32 protein-coding genes are annotated in these 26,216 nt (G+C 27.7%); 26 read left to right on the top strand and 6 right to left on the bottom strand.

The features are described 5' to 3' along the window. Positions 1–2 precede the first annotated feature (2 nt). From fliL to KGF45_RS12030, 21 genes are all read left to right on the top strand, one after another. Positions 3–446: a flagellar basal body-associated protein FliL gene (fliL, locus tag KGF45_RS12130; protein WP_227827765.1), complete on the top strand. Its 444-nt coding sequence runs from the start codon at positions 3–5 to the stop codon at positions 444–446. Positions 447–460: 14 nt separating this feature from the next. Continuing rightward, complete coding sequence (locus tag KGF45_RS12125; RefSeq protein WP_227827764.1) at positions 461–835, top strand: flagellar biosynthetic protein FliO; 375 nt, start codon at positions 461–463, stop codon at positions 833–835. Next, complete coding sequence (fliP, locus tag KGF45_RS12120; protein WP_227827763.1) at positions 836–1,501, top strand: flagellar type III secretion system pore protein FliP; 666 nt, start codon at positions 836–838, stop codon at positions 1,499–1,501. Between the two features lie 12 nt (positions 1,502–1,513). After that, entirely contained in the window at positions 1,514–1,783 is a 270-nt protein-coding gene (gene fliQ / locus KGF45_RS12115; protein WP_227827762.1) for a flagellar biosynthesis protein FliQ, read from the top strand. Positions 1,784–1,794: 11 nt separating this feature from the next. Further along, a complete protein-coding gene (locus KGF45_RS12110; RefSeq protein WP_227839289.1) occupies positions 1,795–3,609 on the top strand; it encodes a fused FliR family export protein/FlhB family type III secretion system protein in 1,815 nt (604 codons plus the stop codon). Positions 3,610–3,617: 8 nt separating this feature from the next. Then, positions 3,618–5,693, top strand: a complete 2,076-nt coding sequence (flhA, locus tag KGF45_RS12105; RefSeq protein WP_227842633.1) for a flagellar biosynthesis protein FlhA — start codon at positions 3,618–3,620, stop codon at positions 5,691–5,693. After that, positions 5,671–6,684: a flagellar biosynthesis protein FlhF gene (flhF, locus tag KGF45_RS12100; RefSeq protein ID WP_227842632.1), complete on the top strand. Its 1,014-nt coding sequence runs from the start codon at positions 5,671–5,673 to the stop codon at positions 6,682–6,684. The genes flhA and flhF overlap by 23 nt, the downstream gene beginning before the upstream one ends. Next, entirely contained in the window at positions 6,681–7,559 is an 879-nt protein-coding gene (locus tag KGF45_RS12095) for a MinD/ParA family protein (protein WP_227827758.1), read from the top strand. The genes flhF and KGF45_RS12095 overlap by 4 nt, the downstream gene beginning before the upstream one ends. 13 nt (positions 7,560–7,572) lie before the next feature. After that, positions 7,573–8,274, top strand: coding sequence for a FliA/WhiG family RNA polymerase sigma factor (locus KGF45_RS12090; RefSeq protein WP_227842631.1), 702 nt, complete (start codon positions 7,573–7,575; stop codon positions 8,272–8,274). A gap of 12 nt (positions 8,275–8,286) precedes the next feature. Continuing rightward, on the top strand, positions 8,287–8,712 hold the full coding sequence (locus KGF45_RS12085) for a DUF6115 domain-containing protein (protein ID WP_227827756.1): 426 nt from the start codon (positions 8,287–8,289) through the stop codon (positions 8,710–8,712). Positions 8,713–8,714: 2 nt separating this feature from the next. Beyond that, entirely contained in the window at positions 8,715–8,882 is a 168-nt protein-coding gene (locus KGF45_RS12080; RefSeq protein WP_227842630.1) for a flagellar protein, read from the top strand. A gap of 40 nt (positions 8,883–8,922) precedes the next feature. Beyond that, positions 8,923–9,696, top strand: a complete 774-nt coding sequence (locus KGF45_RS12075) for a flagellar hook-basal body complex protein (RefSeq protein WP_227827754.1) — start codon at positions 8,923–8,925, stop codon at positions 9,694–9,696. A 20-nt stretch (positions 9,697–9,716) separates the two neighbouring features. Further along, positions 9,717–10,478, top strand: coding sequence for a flagellar hook-basal body complex protein (locus tag KGF45_RS12070; RefSeq protein WP_227827753.1), 762 nt, complete (start codon positions 9,717–9,719; stop codon positions 10,476–10,478). Between the two features lie 22 nt (positions 10,479–10,500). Continuing rightward, positions 10,501–11,382, top strand: coding sequence for a FliM/FliN family flagellar motor switch protein (locus KGF45_RS12065; protein WP_227842629.1), 882 nt, complete (start codon positions 10,501–10,503; stop codon positions 11,380–11,382). A gap of 2 nt (positions 11,383–11,384) precedes the next feature. Next, positions 11,385–11,759, top strand: coding sequence for a FliM/FliN family flagellar motor switch protein (locus KGF45_RS12060; RefSeq protein WP_227827751.1), 375 nt, complete (start codon positions 11,385–11,387; stop codon positions 11,757–11,759). Positions 11,760–11,790: 31 nt separating this feature from the next. Further along, positions 11,791–13,161 (top strand): tetratricopeptide repeat protein, encoded by a 1,371-nt coding sequence (locus KGF45_RS20480; protein ID WP_227842628.1) that lies wholly within the window; start codon positions 11,791–11,793, stop codon positions 13,159–13,161. Positions 13,162–13,273: 112 nt separating this feature from the next. After that, complete coding sequence (gene htpG / locus KGF45_RS12050) at positions 13,274–15,214, top strand: molecular chaperone HtpG (RefSeq protein WP_227827749.1); 1,941 nt, start codon at positions 13,274–13,276, stop codon at positions 15,212–15,214. Between the two features lie 307 nt (positions 15,215–15,521). Then, a complete protein-coding gene (locus KGF45_RS12045; protein ID WP_227827748.1) occupies positions 15,522–16,652 on the top strand; it encodes an iron-containing alcohol dehydrogenase in 1,131 nt (376 codons plus the stop codon). A gap of 198 nt (positions 16,653–16,850) precedes the next feature. After that, positions 16,851–17,873: a spore photoproduct lyase gene (gene splB, locus KGF45_RS12040; RefSeq protein ID WP_227827747.1), complete on the top strand. Its 1,023-nt coding sequence runs from the start codon at positions 16,851–16,853 to the stop codon at positions 17,871–17,873. 181 nt (positions 17,874–18,054) lie between these two features. Beyond that, positions 18,055–18,963 carry an AraC family transcriptional regulator gene (locus KGF45_RS12035; RefSeq protein ID WP_227842627.1) on the top strand — a complete coding sequence of 303 codons (909 nt, stop codon included), beginning with the start codon at positions 18,055–18,057 and terminating at the stop codon, positions 18,961–18,963. Positions 18,964–18,980: 17 nt separating this feature from the next. Then, a complete protein-coding gene (locus KGF45_RS12030; RefSeq protein WP_227827745.1) occupies positions 18,981–19,397 on the top strand; it encodes a DUF3788 domain-containing protein in 417 nt (138 codons plus the stop codon). Between the two features lie 128 nt (positions 19,398–19,525). Here the strand turns inward: KGF45_RS12030 and KGF45_RS12025 are convergent, their stop codons facing one another. Further along, positions 19,526–20,134 (bottom strand): TetR/AcrR family transcriptional regulator, encoded by a 609-nt coding sequence (locus KGF45_RS12025; RefSeq protein ID WP_227842626.1) that lies wholly within the window; start codon positions 20,132–20,134, stop codon positions 19,526–19,528. Positions 20,135–20,420: 286 nt separating this feature from the next. Here KGF45_RS12025 and KGF45_RS12020 point away from each other — a divergent pair, with 286 nt between their 5' ends. Then, the gene (locus KGF45_RS12020) at positions 20,421–21,389 is read left to right on the top strand and encodes an aldo/keto reductase (protein ID WP_227827743.1); all 969 of its coding nucleotides are present in this window, start codon (positions 20,421–20,423) and stop codon (positions 21,387–21,389) included. Positions 21,390–21,485: 96 nt separating this feature from the next. Here KGF45_RS12020 and KGF45_RS12015 read toward each other — a convergent pair whose 3' ends face one another. Continuing rightward, positions 21,486–21,878 carry a winged helix-turn-helix transcriptional regulator gene (locus KGF45_RS12015; protein ID WP_227827742.1) on the bottom strand — a complete coding sequence of 131 codons (393 nt, stop codon included), beginning with the start codon at positions 21,876–21,878 and terminating at the stop codon, positions 21,486–21,488. A 141-nt stretch (positions 21,879–22,019) separates the two neighbouring features. Between KGF45_RS12015 and KGF45_RS12010 the strand changes: the two genes are divergently transcribed. Then, on the top strand, positions 22,020–22,415 hold the full coding sequence (locus KGF45_RS12010) for a pyridoxamine 5'-phosphate oxidase family protein (protein WP_227842625.1): 396 nt from the start codon (positions 22,020–22,022) through the stop codon (positions 22,413–22,415). Between the two features lie 413 nt (positions 22,416–22,828). After that, on the top strand, positions 22,829–23,035 hold the full coding sequence (locus KGF45_RS12005) for a hypothetical protein (protein ID WP_227827740.1): 207 nt from the start codon (positions 22,829–22,831) through the stop codon (positions 23,033–23,035). 408 nt (positions 23,036–23,443) lie between these two features. Here KGF45_RS12005 and KGF45_RS12000 read toward each other — a convergent pair whose 3' ends face one another. Beyond that, positions 23,444–23,653, bottom strand: a complete 210-nt coding sequence (locus KGF45_RS12000; RefSeq protein ID WP_227827739.1) for a helix-turn-helix transcriptional regulator — start codon at positions 23,651–23,653, stop codon at positions 23,444–23,446. Between the two features lie 4 nt (positions 23,654–23,657). Next, positions 23,658–23,969, bottom strand: coding sequence for a DUF6442 family protein (locus tag KGF45_RS11995; RefSeq protein ID WP_227827738.1), 312 nt, complete (start codon positions 23,967–23,969; stop codon positions 23,658–23,660). 213 nt (positions 23,970–24,182) lie between these two features. Here KGF45_RS11995 and KGF45_RS11990 point away from each other — a divergent pair, with 213 nt between their 5' ends. Beyond that, entirely contained in the window at positions 24,183–24,302 is a 120-nt protein-coding gene (locus KGF45_RS11990; RefSeq protein ID WP_227827737.1) for a helix-turn-helix transcriptional regulator, read from the top strand. A 21-nt stretch (positions 24,303–24,323) separates the two neighbouring features. Further along, entirely contained in the window at positions 24,324–24,542 is a 219-nt protein-coding gene (locus KGF45_RS11985; protein ID WP_227827736.1) for a hypothetical protein, read from the top strand. Between the two features lie 524 nt (positions 24,543–25,066). Here the strand turns inward: KGF45_RS11985 and KGF45_RS11980 are convergent. Next, the gene (locus tag KGF45_RS11980; protein WP_227827735.1) at positions 25,067–25,366 is read right to left on the bottom strand and encodes a hypothetical protein; all 300 of its coding nucleotides are present in this window, start codon (positions 25,364–25,366) and stop codon (positions 25,067–25,069) included. Positions 25,367–25,441: 75 nt separating this feature from the next. Then, the gene (locus tag KGF45_RS11975; RefSeq protein ID WP_227827734.1) at positions 25,442–26,185 is read right to left on the bottom strand and encodes a phosphatase; all 744 of its coding nucleotides are present in this window, start codon (positions 26,183–26,185) and stop codon (positions 25,442–25,444) included. Between the last annotated feature and the right edge of the window lie 31 nt (positions 26,186–26,216).

Here is a 26,216-nt window from a genome sequence, read left to right as displayed (position 1 = left end):
TTTTGTTCAAAAATAAAAAAATTATTCTAATTATTTTGATACTGATTGTTTTCTCAGCAGGAGCAGGGTTTTTTATATTAGGTAAAGGTGGAAATGGACAAATTGATAAGATTATAGGTTTGTTTATTCCAACAGGAAAAGGTAAAGATGAAATAAAAACAGAAAATCTTGATTTAGAAGAAATGGTATTGAAGCTAGCTGATGAAGGTGTAAGATATTTAAAGGTGTCAATAACTGTGTCTTATGATGCTTCATATAAAGATATAGAAAAAAATACACCTCTAATTAGAGATAATATCATAAATTGCCTTATGGCAAAAAGAGCAGATGATTTTGCTGCTGAAAACCTAAATAATATAAAAGATGAAATAAAAAATACTTTAAATACAAATTTAGGTGGAAATGTAATACAAAACATATATTTCACAAATATAGTAGTACAATAAAAGGATGGTAAGACATGATACTTTATTTATTAAAGATATTAATATGTATTCCAATAATTTTAATATTGATAGTCTTATCTTTAAAAATTAGCCAGGGAACTTTATTAAAAAAATACAATGACAAATATGTAAAAATACTAGACATTGTAAGTATAAATAAAAACAATAGCATAATAATTTTAAAAATAGGTGAAGAAGGATGTATTATTGCATCTTCTTCAGCTAGTATGAATAAGATAAAAGATTTGACCAAAGAAGAAATATCAAAAATAGAAGATGACATTAAAGAAAGAAATTTTAAAATCCAAGACTTTAAAATGGAAAAAATCAAAGCAAAATATGATTTCAGTAGATATATTGGAAAATTTACAAAAAAGGAAGATAAGTAAATGGAACTATTATCAAAATTACCTTTGGCTGACGTACCATATACAAGTTCAATGCAATTGTTTTTATTTCTAACTGCATTAATGTTTTTACCATTTGTAATGTTCATGATGACAAGCTTTGTTAGAATAGTCATAAGTTTATCATTTTTGAAATCAGCATTAGGAGCACAACAAGCAATTCCAAGTCAAGTTTTGGTAGGGCTTGCAATAGTATTGACAATATTTATAATGAGACCAGTATTAAATGAAATAAACGAAAAGGCATTACAACCATATATTAAAGAAGAAATCACTATGGAAAAAGCTATGAAGGAAGCAGAAGTACCTATTAAAGAGTTTTTATTAAAGCAAACTAGACAAACTGACTTAGATTTATTTGTAGAACAGGCAGGGTTAAAAGAAAAAAAATTAACTCGTGAAAATATACCCTTATCTGTTGTAGTTCCAGCTTTTGCGATAAGTGAGTTAAAAACTGCTTTTCAAATAGGTTTTTTAATATACATACCATTTTTGATAATAGACCTTGTTGTGGCAAGTGTTTTGATGTCTATGGGAATGTTTATGTTGCCTCCAGTCATGATATCATTACCATTTAAGTTGTTATTATTTGTAATGGTAGATGGATGGAACTTGATAGTAAAAACATTGATATTGGGATTTGGATAGGAGAAAAATAGTATGAGTGAATTTATGATAATGAGTGTTCTTAAAAATGGCATGTTTACAGGAGCTATGATTGCAGCTCCAGTACTAATTGTTTCTCTTGTAGTTGGACTTTTAATAAGTGTGTTTCAAGCTACAACTCAAATCCAGGAGCAAACATTGACTTTTGTACCAAAACTAATAGCAATTCTTTTAGTAGTAGCTATTGGTGGAAGCTGGATGTTACATACTCTTATTAATTTTACTTCTGAGATATTCAATATGATATCTCTTATAACTAAGTAGGTAGGGTGCATATGATTTTTGTATTTATTAGAATAGTAGCCTTCTTCGGAACATTGAGAATACTATTTCCAGCTGGTACACCTGCTTTATTTAAGTCACTTTTTGCAATCATTATATCAATATTGATTTCAAGTACTATGCAAATTGAATATGCAACAAATGTAGATAATATTGTAATGTTTACGTTATATGGTATAAATGAGACGATAACAGGGATTATTCTCGGATATATAACTAATCTATGTTTTTATAGTATCAGAATGGCAGGTTCTATGATGGACCAACAGATGGGATTATCAATGATTAATATGTTTGACCCAAACTCAATGGCTCAAACAACTTTAATTGATAATCTTATGAACTGGACAGCAATAATGATATTTTTTAGCATGGATGGGCATCATGTTTTAATTCGAGGTATAAGGTATAGTTTTGAGTTAATTCCAATAGGAAAATCATTTGTAGATAATAATATAGATTATATAATAAACATATTTGTGCAGTGCTTTATAACTGGATTCAAAATAGCAATACCTATTGTACTTTGTCTGCTTATGGCAGATTTTATATTAGGTCTTATATCAAGAAGTGTACCTCAACTAAACGTAATGATAGTTGGTATGCCATTAAAAATATTGGTTGGTATAGCACTATTTATCATATCAATACCTTTAATTGTCAACCAAATAAGTCACTTATTGAGTCAGATACCAAAGATGTATGAGGGAACTTTTGCACTAGCCCCCATGTTTTTTATGGGTTCAGCAGATAAAACAGAAGAAGCCACTCCAAAGAAAAAGGGAGAACAAAGAAAAAAAGGTAATATAGCAAAAAGTAGAGAATTACCCGTTGCAATGACTCTATTTGCATTCACTTTATTAGTCCCTACATTATTTTCATATGTAGTGGATACACTTAAATCTTCACTTAATCATTTTTTAAGTGTGAATTTTTATATGGACATAAATTATTCAAATCTAGAAAACTTAGTTATAGTGGGATTAATGGATTTTTTTAAGATATTTTTGCCAATAGCTATTCCATTCTTGGTTTTAGGTATAGTAGCTAACCTGTTTCAAGTGGGAATATTGTTTACTGGGGAAACTTTGAAACCAAATCTATCAAAATTAAATCCAGTTAGTGGATTCAAAAATATGTTTTCCATGAGAAGTTTATCAACTTTAATAAAGGATGTAGCGATTATATCTGTCTTAGCATACATAGGATATAAATTCTTTCAAGATAATTATTTAGATATCTTAAAGCTAGGTAATATATATCTTCCAACTTTAATGTATACAATTAAAGACTTAGTATATTCTATATTAAGTAAAATTTGCATAGCTATGATAGTTATAGCAGCTGCAGACTATTTTTATCAAAGATATAGTCATAAAAAGCAACTTAGAATGACAAAACAAGAAATAAAAGATGAATATAAAAACTCAGAAGGGGACCCAGAAATAAAAGCTAAAATAAAACAAAAACAAAGACAAATCTCATCTCAAAGGACTATGCAAGCAGTACCAAGCGCTACTGTAATAGTAACCAATCCAACTCACTTATCTATAGCAGTGAGATATGAAAAAGGAAAGGACCAAGCTCCAGTAGTAGTGGCAAAAGGTGCAGACTATTTAGCTTTTAAAATAAGGGAAATCGCAAAGGGAAATGATATCCCAATAATAGAAAATAAACCTATCGCTAGGTTGTTATATAAGCAAGTAGAAATAGACCAAGAAATTCCAGAGGACATGTATCAAGCTTTTGCAGAGATATTAGTAGCAGTATATAAAATCAAAAATAGATACAAAGTCCCAAAAAGGTAGGATAAGTAATGAATAAGTTTAATCTAAAGGAACATATGGACGTAATAGTGGCTTTTGGTGTCGTAGGAATTGTTCTTATGATGATAGTGCCATTACCTACATTTATATTAGATATTTTACTGGCAATTAACATAAGTTTATCTGTGCTAATTTTATTAATGACATTATTTACAACAAATGTACTTGATTTATCTATATTTCCAACAGTGTTACTTGTTACAACACTATTTAGATTGGGATTAAATCTTTCATCAACTAGATTGATTTTAACTCAAGGATATGCAGGTGAAGTTATAGAGGCATTTGGAAGTTTTGTTGTAGGTGGAAATTACGTAGTAGGGATAATTATATTCCTAATTATATTAATTGTTCAATTTGTCGTTATAACTAATGGTTCTGGAAGAGTATCTGAAGTAACAGCTAGATTTACGTTAGATGCCATGCCAGGGAAGCAGATGAGTATAGATGCAGATTTAAATGCAGGAGTTATAGATGACAAAACTGCTAGAAAAAGAAGAAAAGAACTCCAACAAGAAGCTGATTTTTATGGTTCTATGGATGGTGCAAATAAGTTTGTAAAAGGAGATGCTATAGCAGGTCTTATAGTAACAGCAATAAACATAATAGGAGGAATTGTAATAGGAGCTGTAATGCTAAACATGACTCTTATGGGTGCAGCTCAGACTTATGTAAGACTTACTATAGGTGATGGACTTGTAAGCCAGATACCAGCTCTACTAATATCTACATCAGCTGGTATAATCGTAACAAGAGCTTCTACTGATGAAAACTTTGGTGACTTAGTAGGTAAGCAATTAACAGCAATACCAAAAGCAATAATGATGACTGGATGTGTTTTAATTGTACTTGGTATGATGCCTGGATTACCTAAACCAGCGTTTTTTTCACTGGGAATAGGTGCAATAGCAGCAGGTTACTTCTTAGGAAGAGAAAAGAAGGATACCTTAGAAGATTTAGATTTTGAAAAACCTGATATGGTAAATCCAGACAAAAACGAAGTAGAAGATGTAACAAACTTAATAAATGTAGAAGCTATAGAAGTAGAAATTGGATATGGCTTAATATCTCTAGCTGATGAATCAGCAGGAGGAGATTTACTTCAGAGAATAGCATCAATAAGAAGACAATGTGCCATAGACATGGGGATCGTTGTACAACCTATAAGAATAAGAGATAATTTACAATTAAATCCGAACCAATACAATATAAAGATAAAAGGTAATGTAGTTGGTGGATATGAGATAATGCCTAATATGGTTTTATGTATGGACCCTATGAATCAAGGTTTTAATATATTTGGAATAAAGACAATTGAGCCTACTTTTGGAATAGAGGCACTTTGGATAGAAAGTGATAAGGTAGAAGATGCAGAGTTAAAAGGTTATACAGTTGTAGATTCATCCACAATACTTATAACCCATTTACTAGATATAATAAAATCCAATGCACATGAATTACTGGGAAGACAAGAAGTTAAGACTATTATAGATGCAGCAAGAGAAAATTATAGTGCTGTAGTTGATGAATTGATACCAGATTTAATGACACTTGGTGAGGTTCAAAAAGTACTTAAAAATCTGTTGAGAGAAAAAGTAAATATAAAGGATAGGGTTACAATACTTGAAACACTTGCAGACCAGTCTCGAAATACAAAAGACATAGAGCTTCTTACTGAATATGTGAGAATATCTTTAGCTAGAAGTATTTGTACGAATTTGGTGGATGAAGATAAGTCAATTGTAGTGGCTACATTATCTCCAGAAACTGAGGAATTAGTATCCAATAATTTACAAAGGTCTGTAAATGGAACTTATCCAGCCGTTGACCCAGAAAATACAAACAAAATATTTGAGAGTATACAAGATGTAATAGGTAATGTATATTTCAATCATAATATACCAGTAATAGTAGTATCACCAAAGATAAGAGCACCATTTAGAAAACTAGTTGAGATTGTATATCCTAATTTGACGGTACTATCATTAAATGAAATACCTAATGATGTTAAAATCAAAGCAGAAGGTGTGGTGAGCATATATGATGACGAAAAAGTATACAGCTGATACAATTCAGGATGCTATGAATCTAGCCAAAATGGAATTGGGTGACAATATTACATTAATAGATAAAAAAGAAGTAAGAAAGTCTGGAATACGAGGTATTTTTTCAAAGAGAGATATCGAATTAACTGTCGGATGGGAAAAGAGAGATAATGTAGAACAAAATGACTTGAAACGAGAGGTAGAACAATTAAAGTCAATTATAAGTAATATGGGGTTTGATAATAAGAATGACAATGATATAGATAAAATATGTAAGAACCTACTAAATCTAGAGTTAAATGAAGAAATTGTAGAGTCCATAAGAACTGACTTACAAGAAATGAAGTTCAATGGAATTGATACAAGTAAAAATTTAGTGGAAAGTCTAAAGAAAAAGATTAAAATAGAAAATCCAACGATAAATGGGAAAATCGCTCTAGTTGGACCACCAGGAGTAGGTAAGACAACTACAATAGCAAAGTTAGCTGCAAAATTAGTATTTGAGGAAAATAAAAAAGTAGGTGTAATAACTATAGATACCTATAGAATTGGTGCTGTAGAGCAGTTAAAGATATATACTGACATAATGAATATTCCTTTTAAAGGAGTAATAAGCCCTGATGAGATGGAGTTGGCACTTGATGAGATGAAAGATTGTGATGTTGTATTAATAGATACCACAGGTAGAGGATATAAAAATTCTATGCAAATACTAGAAATCAAAAATCTCATAGATAAAGCTGAAACTGATAATATACACTTAGTTTTGAATTGCACAACAAGAGAAAATGATACAAAAGCAATTATAGATTCATATAGAAACGTGAACTTTAAAAGCTTAATAATTACAAAGCTAGATGAAACAATCACATATGGTTCCATCTTTAACATAGTGAATTATGCACAAAAACCAATATCATATATTACAATAGGGCAAAATGTTCCTGATGATATTATAAAACCTAATGAAGATAAGATTATAAGATTACTATTAGGAGTTGAAAGTATATGATTGACCAAGCTCAAATCTTGAGAAAAATGGCAATAGAAAAAAAAGGACTTGATGAATTTATAGTAGATAATGGGAATGCACCTAAGATAATTACAATAGCTTCTGGGAAAGGTGGTGTTGGAAAGAGTAATCTTGCTACAAATTTGTCTATCTGCTTGACTAGGCTTAATAAAAAAGTTCTTATATTAGATGCAGATATAGGAATGTCAAATATAGATATAATAATGGGTGTAAATGTAAAAGGTACGATAATTGATGTAATTAATGGAGAAAAAAATATAGAAGATATAATTTCACAAACTAAATATGGTGTGAATATAATTTCTGGAGGTTCTGCACTTAATCATATAGAAGATTTTACAGAAGCTCAAAGAAATAAGTTTATACATAGCATAGAACAGATTCATGATGTCGATTTTATAATAATTGATACAGGAGCTGGTATGAGTAAAAGTCTATTGTCATTTATATATTGTAGTACTGAATTTTTCTTAATAACAACTCCAGAGCCAACATCATTGACTGATGCATATAGCTTACTAAAGGCTATAAGTAATTTCGGTATAAAGAGAAGTGCAAACATAATAATCAACAGAGTAATAAATTTAGAAGAGGCAAAATCTACATACAACAGAATAAAGATGGTTGTAGACAAATTTTTAAATCTTAATTTAGAGCTATATGGATATATAATAGATGATAAAAAAGTAGGAATATCTGTAAAAAAGCAGATACCATTTATTCTGGAATATCCTACAAGTAGCGCTTCAAAGTGTATTATATCTATAGCAAAGAGAATGGTAAGTCAGTCAAGAGAAGATATTGATGAGAGTAAGGGTCTACTAAGAAAAATGTTTAGTATATTTAAAAGCTAAGGAGGCGTAGTTAATGAATAGAGAAGAATTAATAAAAGAGAATATGCCTCTTGTAAAGAGTATAGCAAGAAAATTTTTTATACCTGGGAAAGGCTTTGAATATCAAGATTTAGTAAATAGTGGAGTTATTGGATTGATTGATGCAATAAATAAATTTGATGTTGAAAAAGGAGCAAAATTTTCTAGTTACTCTTATATAAAAATAAAATCAGCTATATTAGATGAAATTAGAAATCAAAGTCCAATCTCTAAGCACAATTTAACTAAAGTAAATAAATATAATAGAGTAGTAGAAAAATTACAGGCTGAGTTATTAAGAGAGCCAACTTCATATGAAATTGCAAATGAATTAAATATTTCAGAAAAGGAACTTTATGATATTGAAAATAATATAGATATGATAAATATTGTGTCATTAAACCATGTAATCTTTGAAGATACAAATGAAACTGTACAAGATACAATAAGTGACAGAGAGGAAGATATTCCAGCAAATGTAATAGAGGAAGAAGAAAAACTAGAAATTTTATCTCAAGCAATTTGTAATTTAAGGGAAAAGGAAAAATTGATACTTTCACTGTACTATTATGAAGATTTAAATCTAAAGGAAATAGGGAAAGTGCTGGGTGTTTCAGAATCAAGAGTTTCACAACTCCACAGAAAATCAATAAGAAACCTAAGAAACAAAATAAAAGAACTTAAATATTCTATATAGATGGTGATTGATGTGAGGATACAAATTATATTAATAGTAGTGTCTATTTTGATAATAGTAACTATAATTGCAAATTTACATAAGGAATCAAAAAATAAAGATAACAGATATTTTGACAAAATATTTGAACAGGAATATGAGGCAAATGATAGATTGATAGTTGCAGAAAAAAGAAGATTCTTTTTAGATAAAGTACTTGCTGAAATAAGAAGTAATAATCATATAAAAATTTATGAAAATTATAGCTTAATGAAAACCAATGAAGAAAAAAAAGAAGATATATTTATAGAATCAAAACAGGAAATAAAACAAGAAAATGAGCTATCTCTTAAAGTGAAACATCTTATAAATTCTGGTTATGATGATGTGGAAATATGCAAGATGCTAGATATTGGAAAGGGTGAACTGTCATTAATAAGGAGTTGTTACAAAATATAAGAATGTTATTATTTGATAAAAAAGTACTTTTAGGAATAGGGATTGGTATATTAATATCAACTTTATGTATAATGCTTTTTAGTAATAATGATATGAGTAAAGCAGAGATAGAAAAAAAGGCCAGAACACTAGGTATGAAATATGCAAGTGAGATGAAAGTTTTAGAATAAATAGTCTTGTTGAACAATTTACAAAAAAGGAGGTCATAATATGATAAGAGGATTATATACAGCAGTTTCTGCTATGATAACAAATCAACAAAAGCAAAATGTTGTTGTCAATAACCTAGCCAACATGGATACTAATGGATATAAAAGTAAACAGCTTTTAACCAAAAGTTTTGATGAATTGAAATTAGAAGGTTACAATAACTATGCAAATGGAACTAAACAAAAGCAAGAGATAGGAAAAATAAGTCCAGGTGTTTCTATGGATGAAACTATTACAGATTTTAACCAAGGTCCTATAAAACAGACTGATAATAAAATGGATGTAGCTATTCAAGGTAAGGGGTTCTTTTTGGTTAGTGATGCAGCTGGGAATCAGTTTTATACTAGAAATGGGAATTTTAGGACAGATAATCAAGGAGACCTTATAACTAGTGAAGGATACTATGTTCTTGGAACAAATACTGTTACTGGTGCTGTGGGTCATATAAATGTAGGAAATAAAAAATTTGAAGTAGCAAAGGATAATACAATATCACTGGACGGAAATGCTATGTACAAATTTAATATGGTAGATTTTAATGACTATAATAAGCTAAAAAAAGAAGGCGATAACCTATATTCTGGAGAAGGAGCTATAAAAGCAAATAATGCATATACAATACAAAATGCTATAGAGTCATCTAATGTGGATATGGTATCTGAAATCAACAATATGATGACAATTTCAAGAGAATATGAAGCAAATCAAAAGATAATTCAAGCTATGGATTCTAAATTAGCAAAAATAGCAAGCGAGATTGGTTCAGTAAGATAAATAATAGGAGGTGAATTTTTATGTACACAATGTTTTATACTAGTAAAACAGCTTTATCAGCAAATCAAAGTAAACTAGATATAATATCTAATAACATAGCAAATAATGATTCCACAGGATATAAAAAGCTAAATATAGAATATTCTGATTTAGTAGATGAAGTATTAAATAGACCATCATATCCCACAAATGGTAAAGATATATCAACTGGAACTGGTTCTAAAGTCTCAGCTCCTATGAGAAATTATGAACAAGGAGCATTAGCTCCAACAAATAGTAAAAGCGACTTGGCAATAGATGGAGAAGGGTTTTTTAGAGTAATAAGAAATGATGGTACATATGCATATACAAGAAATGGTGGATTTAATGTAGATGCTTTAGGTAAGATTGTAGATGATAATGGAAATATATTAGACGTTCAATTTGATGCAGGTTATAACTACAATAATACAAATATAAATAATACAAACTTAACAGTTTCAAGAAATGGAGATTTATCTGTAGATAATAAGAAAATAGGAAAGATAAACTTATATGAACCTATAGGAACTCAAAATTTTATATCTGAAGGAGATAGCCTATTTGTTGCAACTGATGCAGGACAAGTCAAACAAGTTGGAAAAGTGGATATAGTTCAGGGCTACAGAGAAAGGTCAAATGTTTCTTTACAAGACGAATTTGTTGACTTGATAGCTACTCAAAGGGCATTTCAAATGAATTCAAAAGGCATAAAGACAGCAGATGAAATGTGGCAAATAGCTAATAATTTAAGAGCTAAATAATTATGTAAGGTGAGGAATATTCATGTATGATATGAAAGATTATGATTTCGGCAAACCTCAGAGTTATTCAAGAGAAAATTTAACTTGTTTAAATTTTTTATTAGCTGAATTCTGTAAAAAATATAAAAACTATATAGTTTATGAACTTAAGTGTAATTCTAGTATGGTGGTTGAGAATATAGACCAAGTAAATTATCAAACCTTTTTAGATAGGGTAACATCTTCATGTTTAGTAGTACAAAATTCGATGGAACCTATTATGAAAAACTTTTCTTTTAGAATAGATAGAAGTGTAGCTGATATGTGGATTGATATAACATCTGGAGGAAATGGAGTTATAATAGATACTAAAAGAGAACTTACAGAACTTGATAAGAAATTACTTTTACATCTTATGGAGGATTTAGTAAGAAATATGCATTTATTTGAAGGCTTTGAAAACATACAAGTATTAGATACACACACACATATTAATTTACCACAATTGTGTTCACCAACTGCACCTGTATGTGTTGTAGATTTAAAAGTGCTAAATGATAATGAGTATATTGGTACGGTTTCACTTTGTTTCCCATACAATGGTTTAGAGGCCATGTTGGAAAATATTTCTGTAGTAGAATTTTTAGATATGGATGCAGGAGATAATTCAGAAGAATTCACTAAGAAAATCTATGATAGTGTATCTAATATAGAATTATCAGTTATTGCAGAGATAGGTAAAGTATCAATTAATGTTGAGGATTTACTTAAACTAGAAGTTGGAGATGTAATAGTAACAAATAAAAAGATAAATGATTATATAGATGTATATGTAGAAAATTCAAAATCATACACAGCAACACCAGGATTTATATCAAGTAAAAAGGGTGTGAAAATAAATGATGCTGTCAAAAAAGAGGTGTAATTATGGATAATAGCAATCTTATTTCAGATGAAGAAGCAAAAATGTTATTGAATGATAAAAGTGAAAAAGAAATTGGTGGAGATGATGAATTAGCTTTAGAAATTTCTGAAACTAATAGAAATAATATAGAGAGAATACTTGACCTTAAGTTAGAGTTATCTGTAGTTATAGGAAGAACTAAGATGAGTTTGAGAGATATTTTAAATTTAAATAAAGGTTCTCTTATTGAACTTGATACTTTAGCAGACCAAGATGTAGAAATACTAATAGACAATAAAGTACTGGCTTATGGAAAAGTGGTAGTGGTAGACTTAAACTTTGGTGTAAAAGTAACAAGTATAGTAAGTGAAGAGGACATGGTAAAATCTCTTGTTTAGAAACAAAATCAATTAATACTTATGGCATGAGGTGGTATTTATTTTAAACTTAAATGATGTAAAGAAAGATATATTAAAACTCAATAAAAAAGACTCATGTGCTCTATATAATGAATCTATTGATAATATAAATAATAATTGTATATCAAGTGGATTAAAATTTTTAAAAGAAGCAAGAGATTTAAGCCCAAATGATGTAGATATTTTAAATCTTATAGGTCTTATAAACCTACTAAAATGTAATTTTGATGAGGCTGTAGAAAGTTTCTATAAGAGTTCCATTTGTGAAAAAACTGCTCTGTGTGAAAAGTATATAAATATGCTTACATCTGAGGAGTTTTTAATTTTCTTTGAAAAATATAATCAGCTTATAAGATTCATAAACAAAGGAATGTACAAAGAAGCTATACAAGGTTTTAAATTTATAACTGAACAATACAGCGATTTAATAGAGCCTTATGAGTTGCTTGCTTTGATTTATGATAAAGAAGAAGAGTACATAAAATTTGATGAATGTTTAGAAGTGTTAAAAAGGATTGATAAAGAAAATCATTTATTAAACCAAGAGAATAATATATTAGATACATATAATAAACAAATCAAAAGTAATGCAGATGTAGATATTGATGAGAGTGAATTTTCACATAGAAATATTAAACACTCTAAATTTGATGAAACTAAAGATGTAGTTAAGAAAGATAATAGAACTGAAAAACAGAAAAATTTAACTTCTAATAAGAAAAAAAGTATTAAAAAAAATAAATATCTACATTTAGCAATAATATTAGGTATATTATTAATAGGACAAAATATATATAGTTCTTATAAGGTGAATAATTTAAAAAAGCAGATGTCTGAAAATACTAGTATTAAAAATGAAGAAAAACTAAATTCTAGCTTAAATGATAAAGAAAATAAGGATAAGACTTCTAATTCAAATAATAATGATAGAAGTGATGATAAAGAAGATGTAAACTCTGAAAAAAATACTGTAGATAATGAAAATGATAAAAATACTGATTTATTTACAGAAGATGAATTGATGTCTAAAGCGAATAATTTAAAGAAGGAAAAGAAAACAAAGTCTTCTATACAGTTATATAAAAAGGTAGTAGATACTGGTGGAAATAAAGGGAACACATCAGAAGCAACTTATCAAGTAGCTACTCTTAGTGAAAAATTAAAAGACTATAATACTGCTGAAGAATATTATAAAATGTATGTAGAAAATTACTCAGAAGAAGATGCCTATTTTGATGAATCATATTATAATTTAGGTATGATGTATTATAATAAAGGTGATTTAAAAAATTCTAAATTGACATTAAAAAAACTAGTTAATAAGGTTCCTAATAGTATGTATAATAACTCAAAGGTAAAGGAAATTTTAAAAGAAGAATAAAAAATAAATAAGAAAAATAAACTATTTCATTTTAAAATAATTTATTTATAATATATTGACATACTATTTTAAAAAATTTAAAATAATAATTATAAAATGAGGAGGGATAAAAATGGAGTTTGAAAAAGGAAGTATTTCAATTCATACAGAAAATATTTTTCCTATAATTAAAAAATGGTTATATTCTGATAAGGACATATTTATAAGAGAGCTTATCAGTAATGCATGTGATGCAGTAAGTAAATACAAAAGACTTGTATCATTAGGAGAAATATCAGAAAATAATCCATCAGAGTATAAAATTACTGTATCTGTAAACAAGGGTGAGGGTACACTTAAATTTATTGATAATGGAATAGGTATGACTGAGGAAGAAATAAAAAAATACATAAACCAAGTTGCCTTTTCAGGTGCAGAAGATTTCTTTAATAAATATAAGGATAAAATGGAAGAGTCAAATGACATAATAGGTCATTTTGGGTTAGGGTTTTATTCTGCATTTATGGTGTCTAAAAAAGTACAAATAGATACACTTTCATATGTGGAAGGAGCAACTCCTGTAAGATGGATATCTGAAGGTGGTACAGAATATGAAATATCTGAATCAGATAGTAGACATGACAGAGGAACTACTATAACACTATTTATTGATGATGATAGTAAGGAATTTTTAGATGAATTTACTGTAAGAGGAGTAATAAACAAATACTGTTCTTTCCTACCAGTAGAGATATATTTAGAAGATGTTGAAAGATTAGAAAGAGAAGCTAAGGAAGCTGAAGAAAAAGCTAAAAAGCAAAAAGAAGATGGAAAAGAAGAAGAAGTTATAGATTCAAAGGTAATTGAACCCTTGAATGATACTAATCCTTTATGGCTTAAATCTCCAAAGGATTGTACTGATGATGAGTATAAAGAGTTTTATAGAAAAGTATTCAATGTATTTGATGAACCTTTATTTTGGATACATCTAAATGTTGATTATCCTTTCAATTTAAAGGGTATACTTTATTTCCCTAAATTAAAAAATGAATTTGAATTGACAGAAGGAAAAGTAAAATTATATAACAATCAGGTCTTTGTAGCTGACAACATAAAAGAAGTTATACCAGAGTTTTTACTTTTATTAAAAGGTGTAATAGACTGCCCAGATTTACCACTAAATGTATCAAGAAGCTTTTTACAAAATGATAGAGATGTAAGTAAAATTTCTAAACATATAATTAAAAAAGTAGCAGATAAGTTAAAATCTCTTTGTAAAAATCAAAGGGAAGAATATAACAAGTTCTGGGATGATATACAAATATTTATTAAATATGGTTGTTTAAAAGATGAGAGCTTCTATGAAAAGGTGAAAGAATGTATATTATTTAAAACTATTGATGACGAGTATATAACACTTCAAGATTACTTAGAAAAATGTAAAGAAAAACATGAAAATAAAGTATTCTATGTAAGTGATAAAGAGCAACAATCACAATATATTAAACTATTTAAGGAATATGACCTAAATGCTGTGGTATTAAATTCATCAATAGACACTCATTTTATTTCATTTATGGAATACAAAGAAAATGGTGTTAAATTTAACAGGATAGATGCAGACCTTTCTGATGTATTAAAAGACAAAAATGAAAATAAAGATAGTGAAGAAAATAAAGAAGAGATAGCCAAGATAGAAGGATTATTTAAAGAAGCTGTTGGAGAAAGAGTAAAAAATTATTCTGTAGAAGGATTAAAAAACGAAGAAACTCCAGCTATGATTTTAGTATCTGAACAATCTATTAGAATGGCAGAAATGCAGTCAAGATTTGCTGGAATGGATTTAGGAATGAGTTTTGAGGAAGAAAAGACTCTTGTAATAAATGAAAACAGCCTGATTATCAAAAAATTAGTTTCTCTTAAAGATGATGAAGAAAAGAAAGATAAAGTAGCACTTATATGTAATCAAATAGCTGATTTAGCTTTACTTTCTAATAAAGAATTAAATCCAGGAGAATTAGATTCATTTGTACAAAGAAGTAATAAACTTATGAATATGTTAATAGAACTATAGACTTAAAATATAGAAAAATAAAGTTTTAAAAATGTGTAAAATAGAACAATGAGAAGAGTTATCTTAAGATGATTGAAATTATCTTTAGGTAACTCTTTTTTGTTTTTATAATTTTTAGTTAAGTTTTAAACAGTTAACTGTACTTCAACAAGAAATATATTTGATTAAATAGAGTTAACTTGATATGAAAGAAGATAATACATATAATTAAGTAAAAGATTATTTTATAAATTATGTTTCAATACATAATTACACTTTTATTAAAAAATAAAGTTATTACTAAAGTAGAAAAATAGGAGGTTTTAGCATGAATTTTAATTATAATTTGCCAGTAAATATTTTATTTGGAAGAGGGAGAATTAATGATGTAGGTATAGAAGTATCCAAATATGGTAAAAAAGTATTAATTGTAACTGGGAAAAACAGTACAAAGAAAACAGGGTTACTTGATAAGACAATAGATTTGCTAAAAGGTGCTAAAGTAGAATATGAAGTTTTTGATAGAGTAGAGCAAAATCCTCTTATAACTACTATATATGCAGGAGTAGAAGCTATAAAAGAAACTGGTTGTGATTGTGTTTTAGGCCTTGGTGGTGGAAGTATAATGGATGCAGCTAAAAGTATAGCTTTTTCTTATAAAAATCCAGGAGATTTGAATGATTACATATTTGGAATTAAACAAGGTGAAGAGGCCCTACCTATAGTTTTAGTCCCAACAACATCAGGCACAGGTAGTGAAGGGAATTGTTTTGCAGTGCTTACAAATTCAGATACTAAAGATAAAAAATCTATAAAAAAGAATAGCATGTATGCAAAAGCCTCAATAATTGACCCAGAGCTTATGGTAACAATGCCAAAACATATAATTGCATCAGTTGGATTTGATGCACTTGCTCACAACATAGAAGCATATCTTTCGAATGGAAGAAATCCTCTTGCAGATGTACAAGCTATCTATGGGATTGAACTTATATCAGAAAGCTTAGTAAATGTATACAATAATTCTGATGATTTAGAAGCTTGGGAGAGAATAACACTTGCAAGTACTATTGGTGGGATGACAATTGGTACAGCTGGAACAACTCTTCAACATGGCATGGAGCACCCTGTAAGTGGTCTTAGAGATGTAATGCATGGAAAAGGACTTGCAGCTTTAACTCCAACTATTATAGAAAGTTCATGGGATAGTGATATTGAAAGGTTTGAAAATATATCAAAAATATTGGGCGGAACTTGTGCAGAAGACTGTTCAGATGCAATCAAAAATTTCCTTAAAAAGATAGATTTAGATATAAAACTAAGTGACCTAGGTATTGTAAAATCAGATATTGATTGGTTAACTGATAATTGTATGAAAATATCTGCTGCAAATATTAAGAGACATCCAAAGACTTTTAATAAGGAACAAATAAGAGAAATATACTATAAATCTTTATAGATTAAATTTTAGATAAAAATTGGTTGTGTTGGTTGTTATAAGTAAATAAACTTATAATTAGTTAATGCAAAAAAATAAATTTATCTCAAATGTTTATTTTACTTTCTGATAAATAAAGGAACTTAAAAAAGGGAAGATTAACTAAGTAATATTTTATAAAAATCTTCATTTTAAAAACTTTAAGTAGAGGTGAAATAAATGTTTAATCCTAAAAGAATAATATTTGAAAAAGGCACCCTAGATACAAATATTGGGAAAAACATATACGATAAATTTAAGGATAAAAAAGATGTAGAAATAATTAATATATCATCAAATAGGATTAAGGAACATATTCCAGGTGAAAATCTATATGAACAATATAGGAGTGGAAAACAAACTATGGTAGTTGGGATTAGAAAAAGTCTAAAGTTTCAAACATGTAAACCTTCTGCTAACTATCAATTGCCACTTGTCAGTGGATGTATGGGAAGATGTGAATATTGTTATCTAAATACACAGTTAGGTGATAAGCCATTTATAAGAGTGTTTGTAAATCTAGATGAAATACTTGAACAAACAAAGAAATATATTGAAGATAGAAAACCACAGGTAACTATATTTGAAGGAGCAGCTACATCAGACCCTGTTCCAGTAGAACCATATACTAATTCACTTAAAAAGACAATAGAGTTTTTTGGAAAAGAAGAAAAGGGAAGATTTAGATTTGTTACTAAATACAGTGATATAGATAGCTTGTTGGATGCTGAGCATAATAATCATACAGAGATAAGATTTAGTATAAATACACCTAGAATTATAGATGGGCATGAACATTATACGGCTTCTGCAAATAAAAGAATAGAATCAGCCGTAAAACTTGCAAAAGCTGGATATCAGATTGGATTTATAATAGCTCCTGTATTTTTATATGAAGGTTGGAAAGAGGAATATAGAAGTCTGATTAGAAGCATAAAAGAAGCTCTTCCAAAAGATTTTGATAGAAAAATTATATTTGAAGTTATATCACATAGATATACAACTAAAGCAAAGAATAGAATATTAGAAATTTATCCAGACACATTATTGCCAATGGAAAATGATAATAGAAAGTTTAAATATGGTCAATTTGGATATGGAAAATATGTATATACTAAAGAGCAATTAGATGATATGAAAGAGTTCTTTCATAAGGAAATCAATGAAGTATTTAAAAATAGCTTAATAAAATATATAATATAGCAAATCTTATCTAAAGATTTGCTATATTTTATTTTTATATATTCTATGTTTATAATAAAGTGATAGGATTTAGTACTGTCATATGAGAAAATAAAAAAGGCACTGTCTATCAAGACTATTTTTTTAAGTTTTGATAATATAAAAATATAGGATTAATAAAAATATCAGGAGGAGTTATGATATGCATGCATGGGAATCTATTCAAATTACATTAGATTTAATAGAAGCAAACTTATCAGAAGAAATATCAATCAATGAATTAGCAAATAAAGCAAATTTATCACCATTTTACTATCAAAGACTATTTAAAAGATTAGTAAATAAGACTGTAATGGAGTATATAAAACTTCGTCGTCTTGCAAAAGCTTCTGAATACTTAGCAGAACATAAGAATCGTATACTTGATGTAGCTTTAAATTTTGGATTTGATAGCCATGAAACATTTACACGTTCCTTTAAAAAAGCATATGGATTAACTCCAGAAAAATATAGAAAAAATCCAGTAAAACTCAATCAATTTGTTAAGCCAGAGTTAATTTTAAATTATGTCATGGTGGATGAAGGTGTACCATTGATTACAGATGGTATAGTAATTGAAGTAAATCGTAAAAAATTAAGTAAACCAAGAACTTTTGTTGGTCTTGAAGGAGAAATACCTATTTGCCAACTAATGGGTGGCGAAACAACAGGTATTGCAATAGCAAAGGAATTATGGATGAAATTTGGTAGCCAAAAACATAATATACCAAATCAAATTCCAGGTGGAAATGATTTTGGTGCTCTTTATATGGGTAATGCAAAAGAAGGAAATTGTATTTATATGGCAGGAGTAGAGGTAGAGCCAGGTACATCAGTAGAAGGATATAGTTCTTTTGAGTTACCTGCTAGAGAGTATTTAGTATGTGGGTTTGAAGCAGAAAATTTTGATGAGTTAGTTGACTCAGCTGTTTTTAAAGCTGACAAGTTTATGGAGAGATGGATGAAGAAACATAATCTAACAACAACTGATTTTGCAATTGAAATGTATTATCCATCTACATCTGAAGTAGCATATCTGGAACATTGGATTGTTCCAGTTCCTATTAAATAGGGGAAAGGGTGGTAAATATGGATTGGCAAGATACATTTTTCCAAGATAATAAACCAACACTTGAACAAATTAAAGAATTTATTAATAGCCCATTATGGGACAAGTTAAATAGTGTATTAAGTTCAACATATAATGTGGAACCAAAACTTGAGTATAGTAAATGTTCAATGCAAAGAGGTTGGAATGTAAAATACAAAAAAAGAGGAAAGTCATTATGTACTTTATATCCTCAAGAAGGTTCTTTCAAAGCTTTAGTCATTGTAAATGAAAGTAATAGAGTAGAAGTTGACTTATTTATTAATACTTGTTGTGATTATATAAAACAATTGTACAATGAGATAAAATTTTTTAATGGAAGTAAGTGGTTAATGATTCAAATAGATAGTATGTCGACATTAAATGACACACTTGAGCTTATTAAATTTAGAGTTTAATATATAAAACAGGGTGACTTATATACTCATCCTGTTTTTATATATTAACTTTTAATAGCTTGTATGAATTTGAGAAGCTTTTGTATTTCAATTTTTAATGATATTATATAACTTATGTTTATCAATTATTATTGAAATTGATTTAAGATAGAGTTTAAATATATACTTTTTCCTTTATCAGTAAGAAACATAAAAATAATGCTCCATAAACAGTTTAGAGTGTTTTTTATACTATCATGTTCATCAAGTTCTTTAGTGCCAACTGGTTTATATATAAGTATTGTTAAAATACATTCAATAATATTTTCTATCTGATTAGGAATTGTACATTCTTGAATTAAATTAGAATTTTGTAAATTAAGAAAACTTTCTTTCAAGAATTCTTTAAGTTCTTTTATGAAGTCAAGTTGAAATTTATATATTTTAGGGCTTATTTGAGATAGTTGGTCATAGTGCTTAAAATAATATGCATTTTCATTTTGAATACTCAATGAATTTAAAAATAGCTCATTTAAATCCTGTAATGACTCAGGGATATCTATTTTCTTATAATTTTTATGTTTGTATGCAACTACTTCCTCAATTAAATCTTCCTTTTTTTTAAAATAATATGTTAAGTTCCCAACACTCATTCCTAAAGCATCAGCAACATTTCTCATAGATACATTATTATAGCCATATTCATTAAATAAATCACGAGCTTTAATTAAAATATCCACTTTTGTTTGTTTTGCCATATTGAATCCTCCAATAAAAATTTATAATAACTTTTATTTGACATTTTAGTACATTAGTACTACAATGTCAAATATAGTACAAATGTACTAAAAAATATTTAAGTCATTCTGAGATAGATAAATTAAAGATTTTGGTTTTATATTATAAATCTAAAATCTATAAAGACTAAGATATTATTTACATAAAAGTTGATGAAGAGGAAAAAGTATTTTATATTATCCTATGTTTTGATTAATCTTGTATTACTTTAAAAGTACATTAAATTTAATATTGGGAGGTTATAAAATGAAATATAAAAATAATAATTTGGAACTTTATAAACTTGGACTAGGTTGTGGAGGAATGATAAAGCTTGATAATAAATCTGAAAATATAGCTACAATTCATGAAGCTTTAGATAGTGGTATAAATATGTTAAATACAGCTGACTTTTATGGTGCAGGGCAAAGTGAAATGATAATAGGTGAAGCTCTTAAAGGCAGAAAAAGAGATGATGCTTTTGTATCTGTAAAAACTGGAGCTCTTGTTGCACCTAATGGTCAAATGTATGGTCTTGATGTTAATCCTTTTAACATAAAAAGTCATGTAGCTCAAACTCTTAAGAGATTAAATTTAGATTACATAGACCTTTATCAACCAGCTAGAATAGATTTAGCTATACCTGTAGAGGAAACTATTGGAGCTATTTCTGACCTAGTAAAAGAAGGGTATATAAAGTATATAGGTATCACTCAAGTTGATGCTGAAACTTTAAGAAGAGCTAATAAAGTTCATCCGATAAGCCTTATAGAAGCTGAATATTCTCTTTTCAATAGAGAAATAGAAAAAAATATATTACCAACTGCTAGAGAATTAGAGATAGGGGTTGTTGCTTTTGGTGCTCTTGCTCATGGACTTTTAAGTGGAGTTTGGTCAAAAGCTAATGGTCAAAGATATAACTCTATGATACCTTTGTTTTTTGATGAAAATATAGACAAAAACCTTGGACTCGTAGAAAATCTAAGAGAAATAGCAAATGAAAAAAAAGCTACTATTCCACAAATAGCTCTTGCATGGGTATTATCAAAAGGAGATGATATCATAACTTTAGTTGGGGCATCAAGAAGAGTGACGCTAAGGGATTCCTTAAAAGCCAAAAATATTAAACTAAGTGATGAAGATATTAGAAGAATAGAAAATGCTATAAATGAGAATGAAATTTTAGGTGCAAGTTTTCCTAACATGAAATTTAAGAATGGTAAAGTAGTTAAATAAGTTCTCATAAGCCACCCTTTAAAAGAGTGGCTTTTTACATTCCATTAAATAATCTAATAAACAAACTATAGTATAAGTTATTCAACAAATATCAATTTAAGTTATTTTTCTGCATTCCCTACAGTTAAGTCCACATGTGTTTTTTTCCTGCATATTGATAGCACCCCAATTAGCAAATTGTCGCAAAATAGGTACGATACTTTTACCCTTATCCGTTAATGTATATTCAACTTTTGGAGGAATTTCATTGTATTGTTTGCGATGAACAATACCATCAGACTCTAAATCTTTTAATGATTGAGCTAGCATAGTATTTGTAATTCCATCTAGTTTTCTTTTTATACTACTATACCTAATTGGATTATCAACTGCTAACATACATATAATAGGTAATTTCCATTTTCCACCAACAATATCTAATGCATAACGTATTGGACAAGTTAATTCTTCATCATTTTCAGTTATATTATTTTTATTATCTAAACTCATTTTAATTCACTCCTCAATTCCAATAGTATCTTTTTTATACTTTATCAGAAAAAACTGCATACTTGTTTTTTTCTTATTTTATATTAAAATTATATCAAAGGATAATCCTTAATACAACTATTTAAAAGGGGTGTAATAATTATGAAAGCATTAGATTTTTTAAACAAAGCAGGAGTTTATTATTTAGCAACAACTGATGAAAGTAATCAAGCACATGTACGTCCTCTTGGATTCGTTATGGAGTACGATGGAAAACTGACATTTTGTACATCTAACCAAAAAAATATGTTTAAGCAACTTATTTTTAATCCAAAGGTTGAAATTTGCTGTATCGACCAAAAATTTAATACCTTACGTATTTTAGGTGAAGCAGTATTTGTTACATCAAAAGAAACACAAGCTAAAGCACTTGAAATAATGCCAAGCCTAAGTAAAATGTACTCTGTAGGAGATGGTAAATTTGAAATATTCTCTATTGATAATGCAAAAATTAGTTGCTGTTCAATGAGTGGTAAAAAAGTTGATATAGAACTTTAATTATAGCTGAATCAACATTTATGACGAAAGTTAAGAAAACGTTACTACTAAGATATTAGAAATTTAAACCTAAAGACAATAAAAAGATTTTTAAGCAGTAAATGTGTAAAAATTTTTAGTTATTAGATTTATATTCCAACAATTACATATTGTTTTGAATAATTTCATAACAAAAATAAGAATAATTAAAGTTTATTTTATGATGGAGTGTAATTCCTTTTAAAAATATTTTAACTGTAAATGATTGCAAGTAATTTTTATTTAATATGAAGAAAATATTATGATTATAAAAAATTACTACTTATTATTTATATATTTTTGTATATAAATAATAAGTAGCATGACTTTATAAATTAATAGTGATAGAATATAAATTAATAGATAAGATATAATTTTAAAAGGAGTGATATAAAGTGAGTAAATATAGTTCTTTGTGGGAATATGTTGAGAAAAATGGTACTTCACCATTTAAATTAACTTTTGAAGAAATAAAAAATATTGCTGGAATAGAGATAGATCATTCTTTTTTGAAATATAAAAAAGAATTAAATGAATATGGATATCAAGTTGGAAAAATTTCTTTAAAAGAGAAGACGGTTATTTTTAATAAAATTGATTAAGGTGTTAGTAATTACATAGAATAAGATAGTTTGTATTGACTATCATATATAACTAAAAATAAAGTAAGTCTTATAATAAGACTTACTTTATTTTTAGTTGATGCTTTTTTAGTTTTATACCATAAGGTATAAAATTGTAACTATTAAAAAAGTTATAATTTCTATTACTATCGTTCTAAGTATGTTATATATTTCAATTTGGCTATTTATTTTGATTTTATATAATGCAAAAATCCTCTAAGGTTTTCACTTTTAACATTTAAATAATAAATATATAAACACTGGATGCAATATTAAGTGTAATTAAAGAATAGTTTGTTTTATTTATTGAAATCTTTTTATTTTAAGTTATATAAATAAAATATAGAGTTCTATACATTCTCTAATATTTTATGATTACATGAAGATTTACTCAAAGTAAAATAAATCTTCAAATTTTTTATCTAGAGCAATACATAAAATAAGTGCTAACTTTGCTGTTGGATTAAACTGACCTGTTTCTATTGAACTAATTGTATTTCTTGATACTCCAACCATTTCTGCCAGTTGGCTTTGGGATAATTTTTTCTCTGTTCTTGCTATTTTTAAGCGATTTTTTAATATCAATTCTTCATTCATATGCTTACCTCAATGATGATAAAATAAAATTAGTCAATGAGAAGATTGTCAGAATTAAGAAACCAAAAGCAAAAACTAAATTCTTTTTCTCATGTGTAAATTGGTATTTTGCTATATTTTCAGCAAATCCGAATGTCCAAAATAAAGCAGATACTGCATCACTTTTTTGTCCAATAAAGGCGTTAAATATTACAATAAAGCAGAATACACATATGAAAATTGAATATCCTACTTTTATACCCTTATTTTCAATATACTCTAATCCTTCATCTTTATTAGATTGACGACTTTTACTTAAAATTTCTTCTTTATTCATATAAGACACCTCCTATTTGTATGACAAGTTTACTTGGTATTTTCATTATATCATACCAAGTTTACTTGTCAATAGATTTGACAATAAAACTTGGCATAAATTCACCAGATTTATCTCTTTAAAATATATTTCAAACTCCGCTTTATAGAACAGCTGAGTTTAATACTTTATAATTGAAATACAATTATTTTTAACTTGAAAGGAGTTTAATATATGAATTTAGGAGACAAGATTATAAAACTAAGAAAGAAATATAATTATTATCAAGAATTGTTGGCTGAAAGACTAAATGTATCTAGGCAAACTATTAGTAAATGGGAATTAGGAGTATAACCTAGTTAAAGATAAAAAACAATGTATGCATACCTGCTTGCTAAACCAATAATGAAATTAAACAAACAAGTAGAAGAACTTTATAAGAAGTACATATGGTTAAGAAATCAATATGATGAATTTCAGTATGAGCACCAACAGCAAAGTAATGTACTTGAATCTAAATTTAAAAATGTAAGATTCTCTAAAAAACTATCAAAGAATATTAATTATGAATTGCGCATTCTAATGTATCAATAGTGAGGTAAAATAGTAGTGGGACTAATAAATTATGATTTAATCTTATCTAATGAAGATATTGAAATATCAGATAGAGATATGGAAAAAGTTATTAAACAAATGAGTATATGAAATATAATATTAATCTTTTATTTGAGGGAAATGAATCATTTGATGCTATAAAAGATAATCCAAGATTTAAAGAACTTATAAAGAGAATAAAAGAATTCAAATTAATTTAGAGTAAAGTCTATACAATAGATTTGTAATAGTAAATAATTACTTGTGATATAGATGAAGAATTTTAATTTACACTATAAATATTCACTTAAGGTACTATACTAAAACATTGATAATATAGTACCTTTTTTGTAAATACATAAAAAGTAGACAAATACGTAAATTATAGTCTATTTGTAGTTAATATGAGATTGGCATTTTCAATAGGATAATATTCCAAGGTATATTTTTCTTCAGCGGGGAAGTACCTATTTTTCTATTTACATTTTATATCTTCTAAATTACCTATATATCTATCATTTTCTTTATAATATTTTATCTCCATTTTTTATAGGAACTAAAATTTCATTTAGTAAATAATCATATCTCCATTGGATATTGTAATAACAATCCCACTCTTCTTTAGAATTATTATACCTGATAAACTTAGGATGTATAAAATAATAAATGTGTAAGATGTAAGAAGGATAATTCAAATTTTGCAATTGTAATTTTAGTGAATTAGCAAGTGTACTTTTACCTGACCCTCCTAAACCGTCAATACCAATAATATATATTTTATTAGAAATATCCTCATTTATTAGTTTATTAAATAGCCTCTTCATTATAATATCCTCATTTCATATAATATAAATAGTATTAAGATTTTTATAAGAGTTAAAGCAAGCATGTATTATTACTCAAATATTTGTATAATCAACATCTAGTAATTTACCTTTTTGGTGAAAATGATTAATAAGTTTTTTAGGATAATTCATTATTAATTCATCTGGAAAATTAATTTCTTTTAAGATATTCTCAGAATACTCATAGTTACCTATATCAAAACAAATGTGAGCATCTGAAGTTAGTATGATTTTAGCACCATATTTTTTGCAAAGTGTAGCAATATACTTACAATTATCCGAGCTACCATTTCTTGACACGCCTTTGATAGAACAATTATTTATTTCTATTAAGATATTCTTTTCCATGGCTAATTTAATGATTAATTCATAGTCGATTGGGTAGTTTGGGTTTCCAAGGTGGCCTAATATTTCAATATTATCATGCTTATTTATTGCATTTATTAAGGCTTTAGTATTATTCTCTAATGTATTTGGTGAAAAAACGGCTTCGTGAAATGACAAGATAAGATAATCTAATCGAGGAATGACAAAAGGGTCTAGATCTATGTTTCCTTCAGTGTCTAGTATATTTGCTTCACATCCTCTTAAGATTATAATGTTATTTATGATTCTTGGGATATTTTGAATGTTGTGAAAGTACCATTTGTGGGGAGAACCAGGCATCTTAGGACCATGTTCAGATGTACCTAGTATCTTAATTCCATTTTCTTTACAATAATTAATATTTTCTAACAAAGTACTATAGCCATGACCACTGACTATAGAGTGGGTGTGTAAATCTGATAAAAAATTCATATAAATTCCTCCTCTATAAAAGATGAGGGTA

Origin of the sequence: Clostridioides sp. ZZV14-6154, assembly GCF_020657785.1 — a bacterium.
Taxonomy (GTDB): Bacteria; Bacillota; Clostridia; order Peptostreptococcales; family Peptostreptococcaceae; genus Clostridioides.
This window is presented reverse-complemented; position numbering and strand designations above follow the sequence as displayed.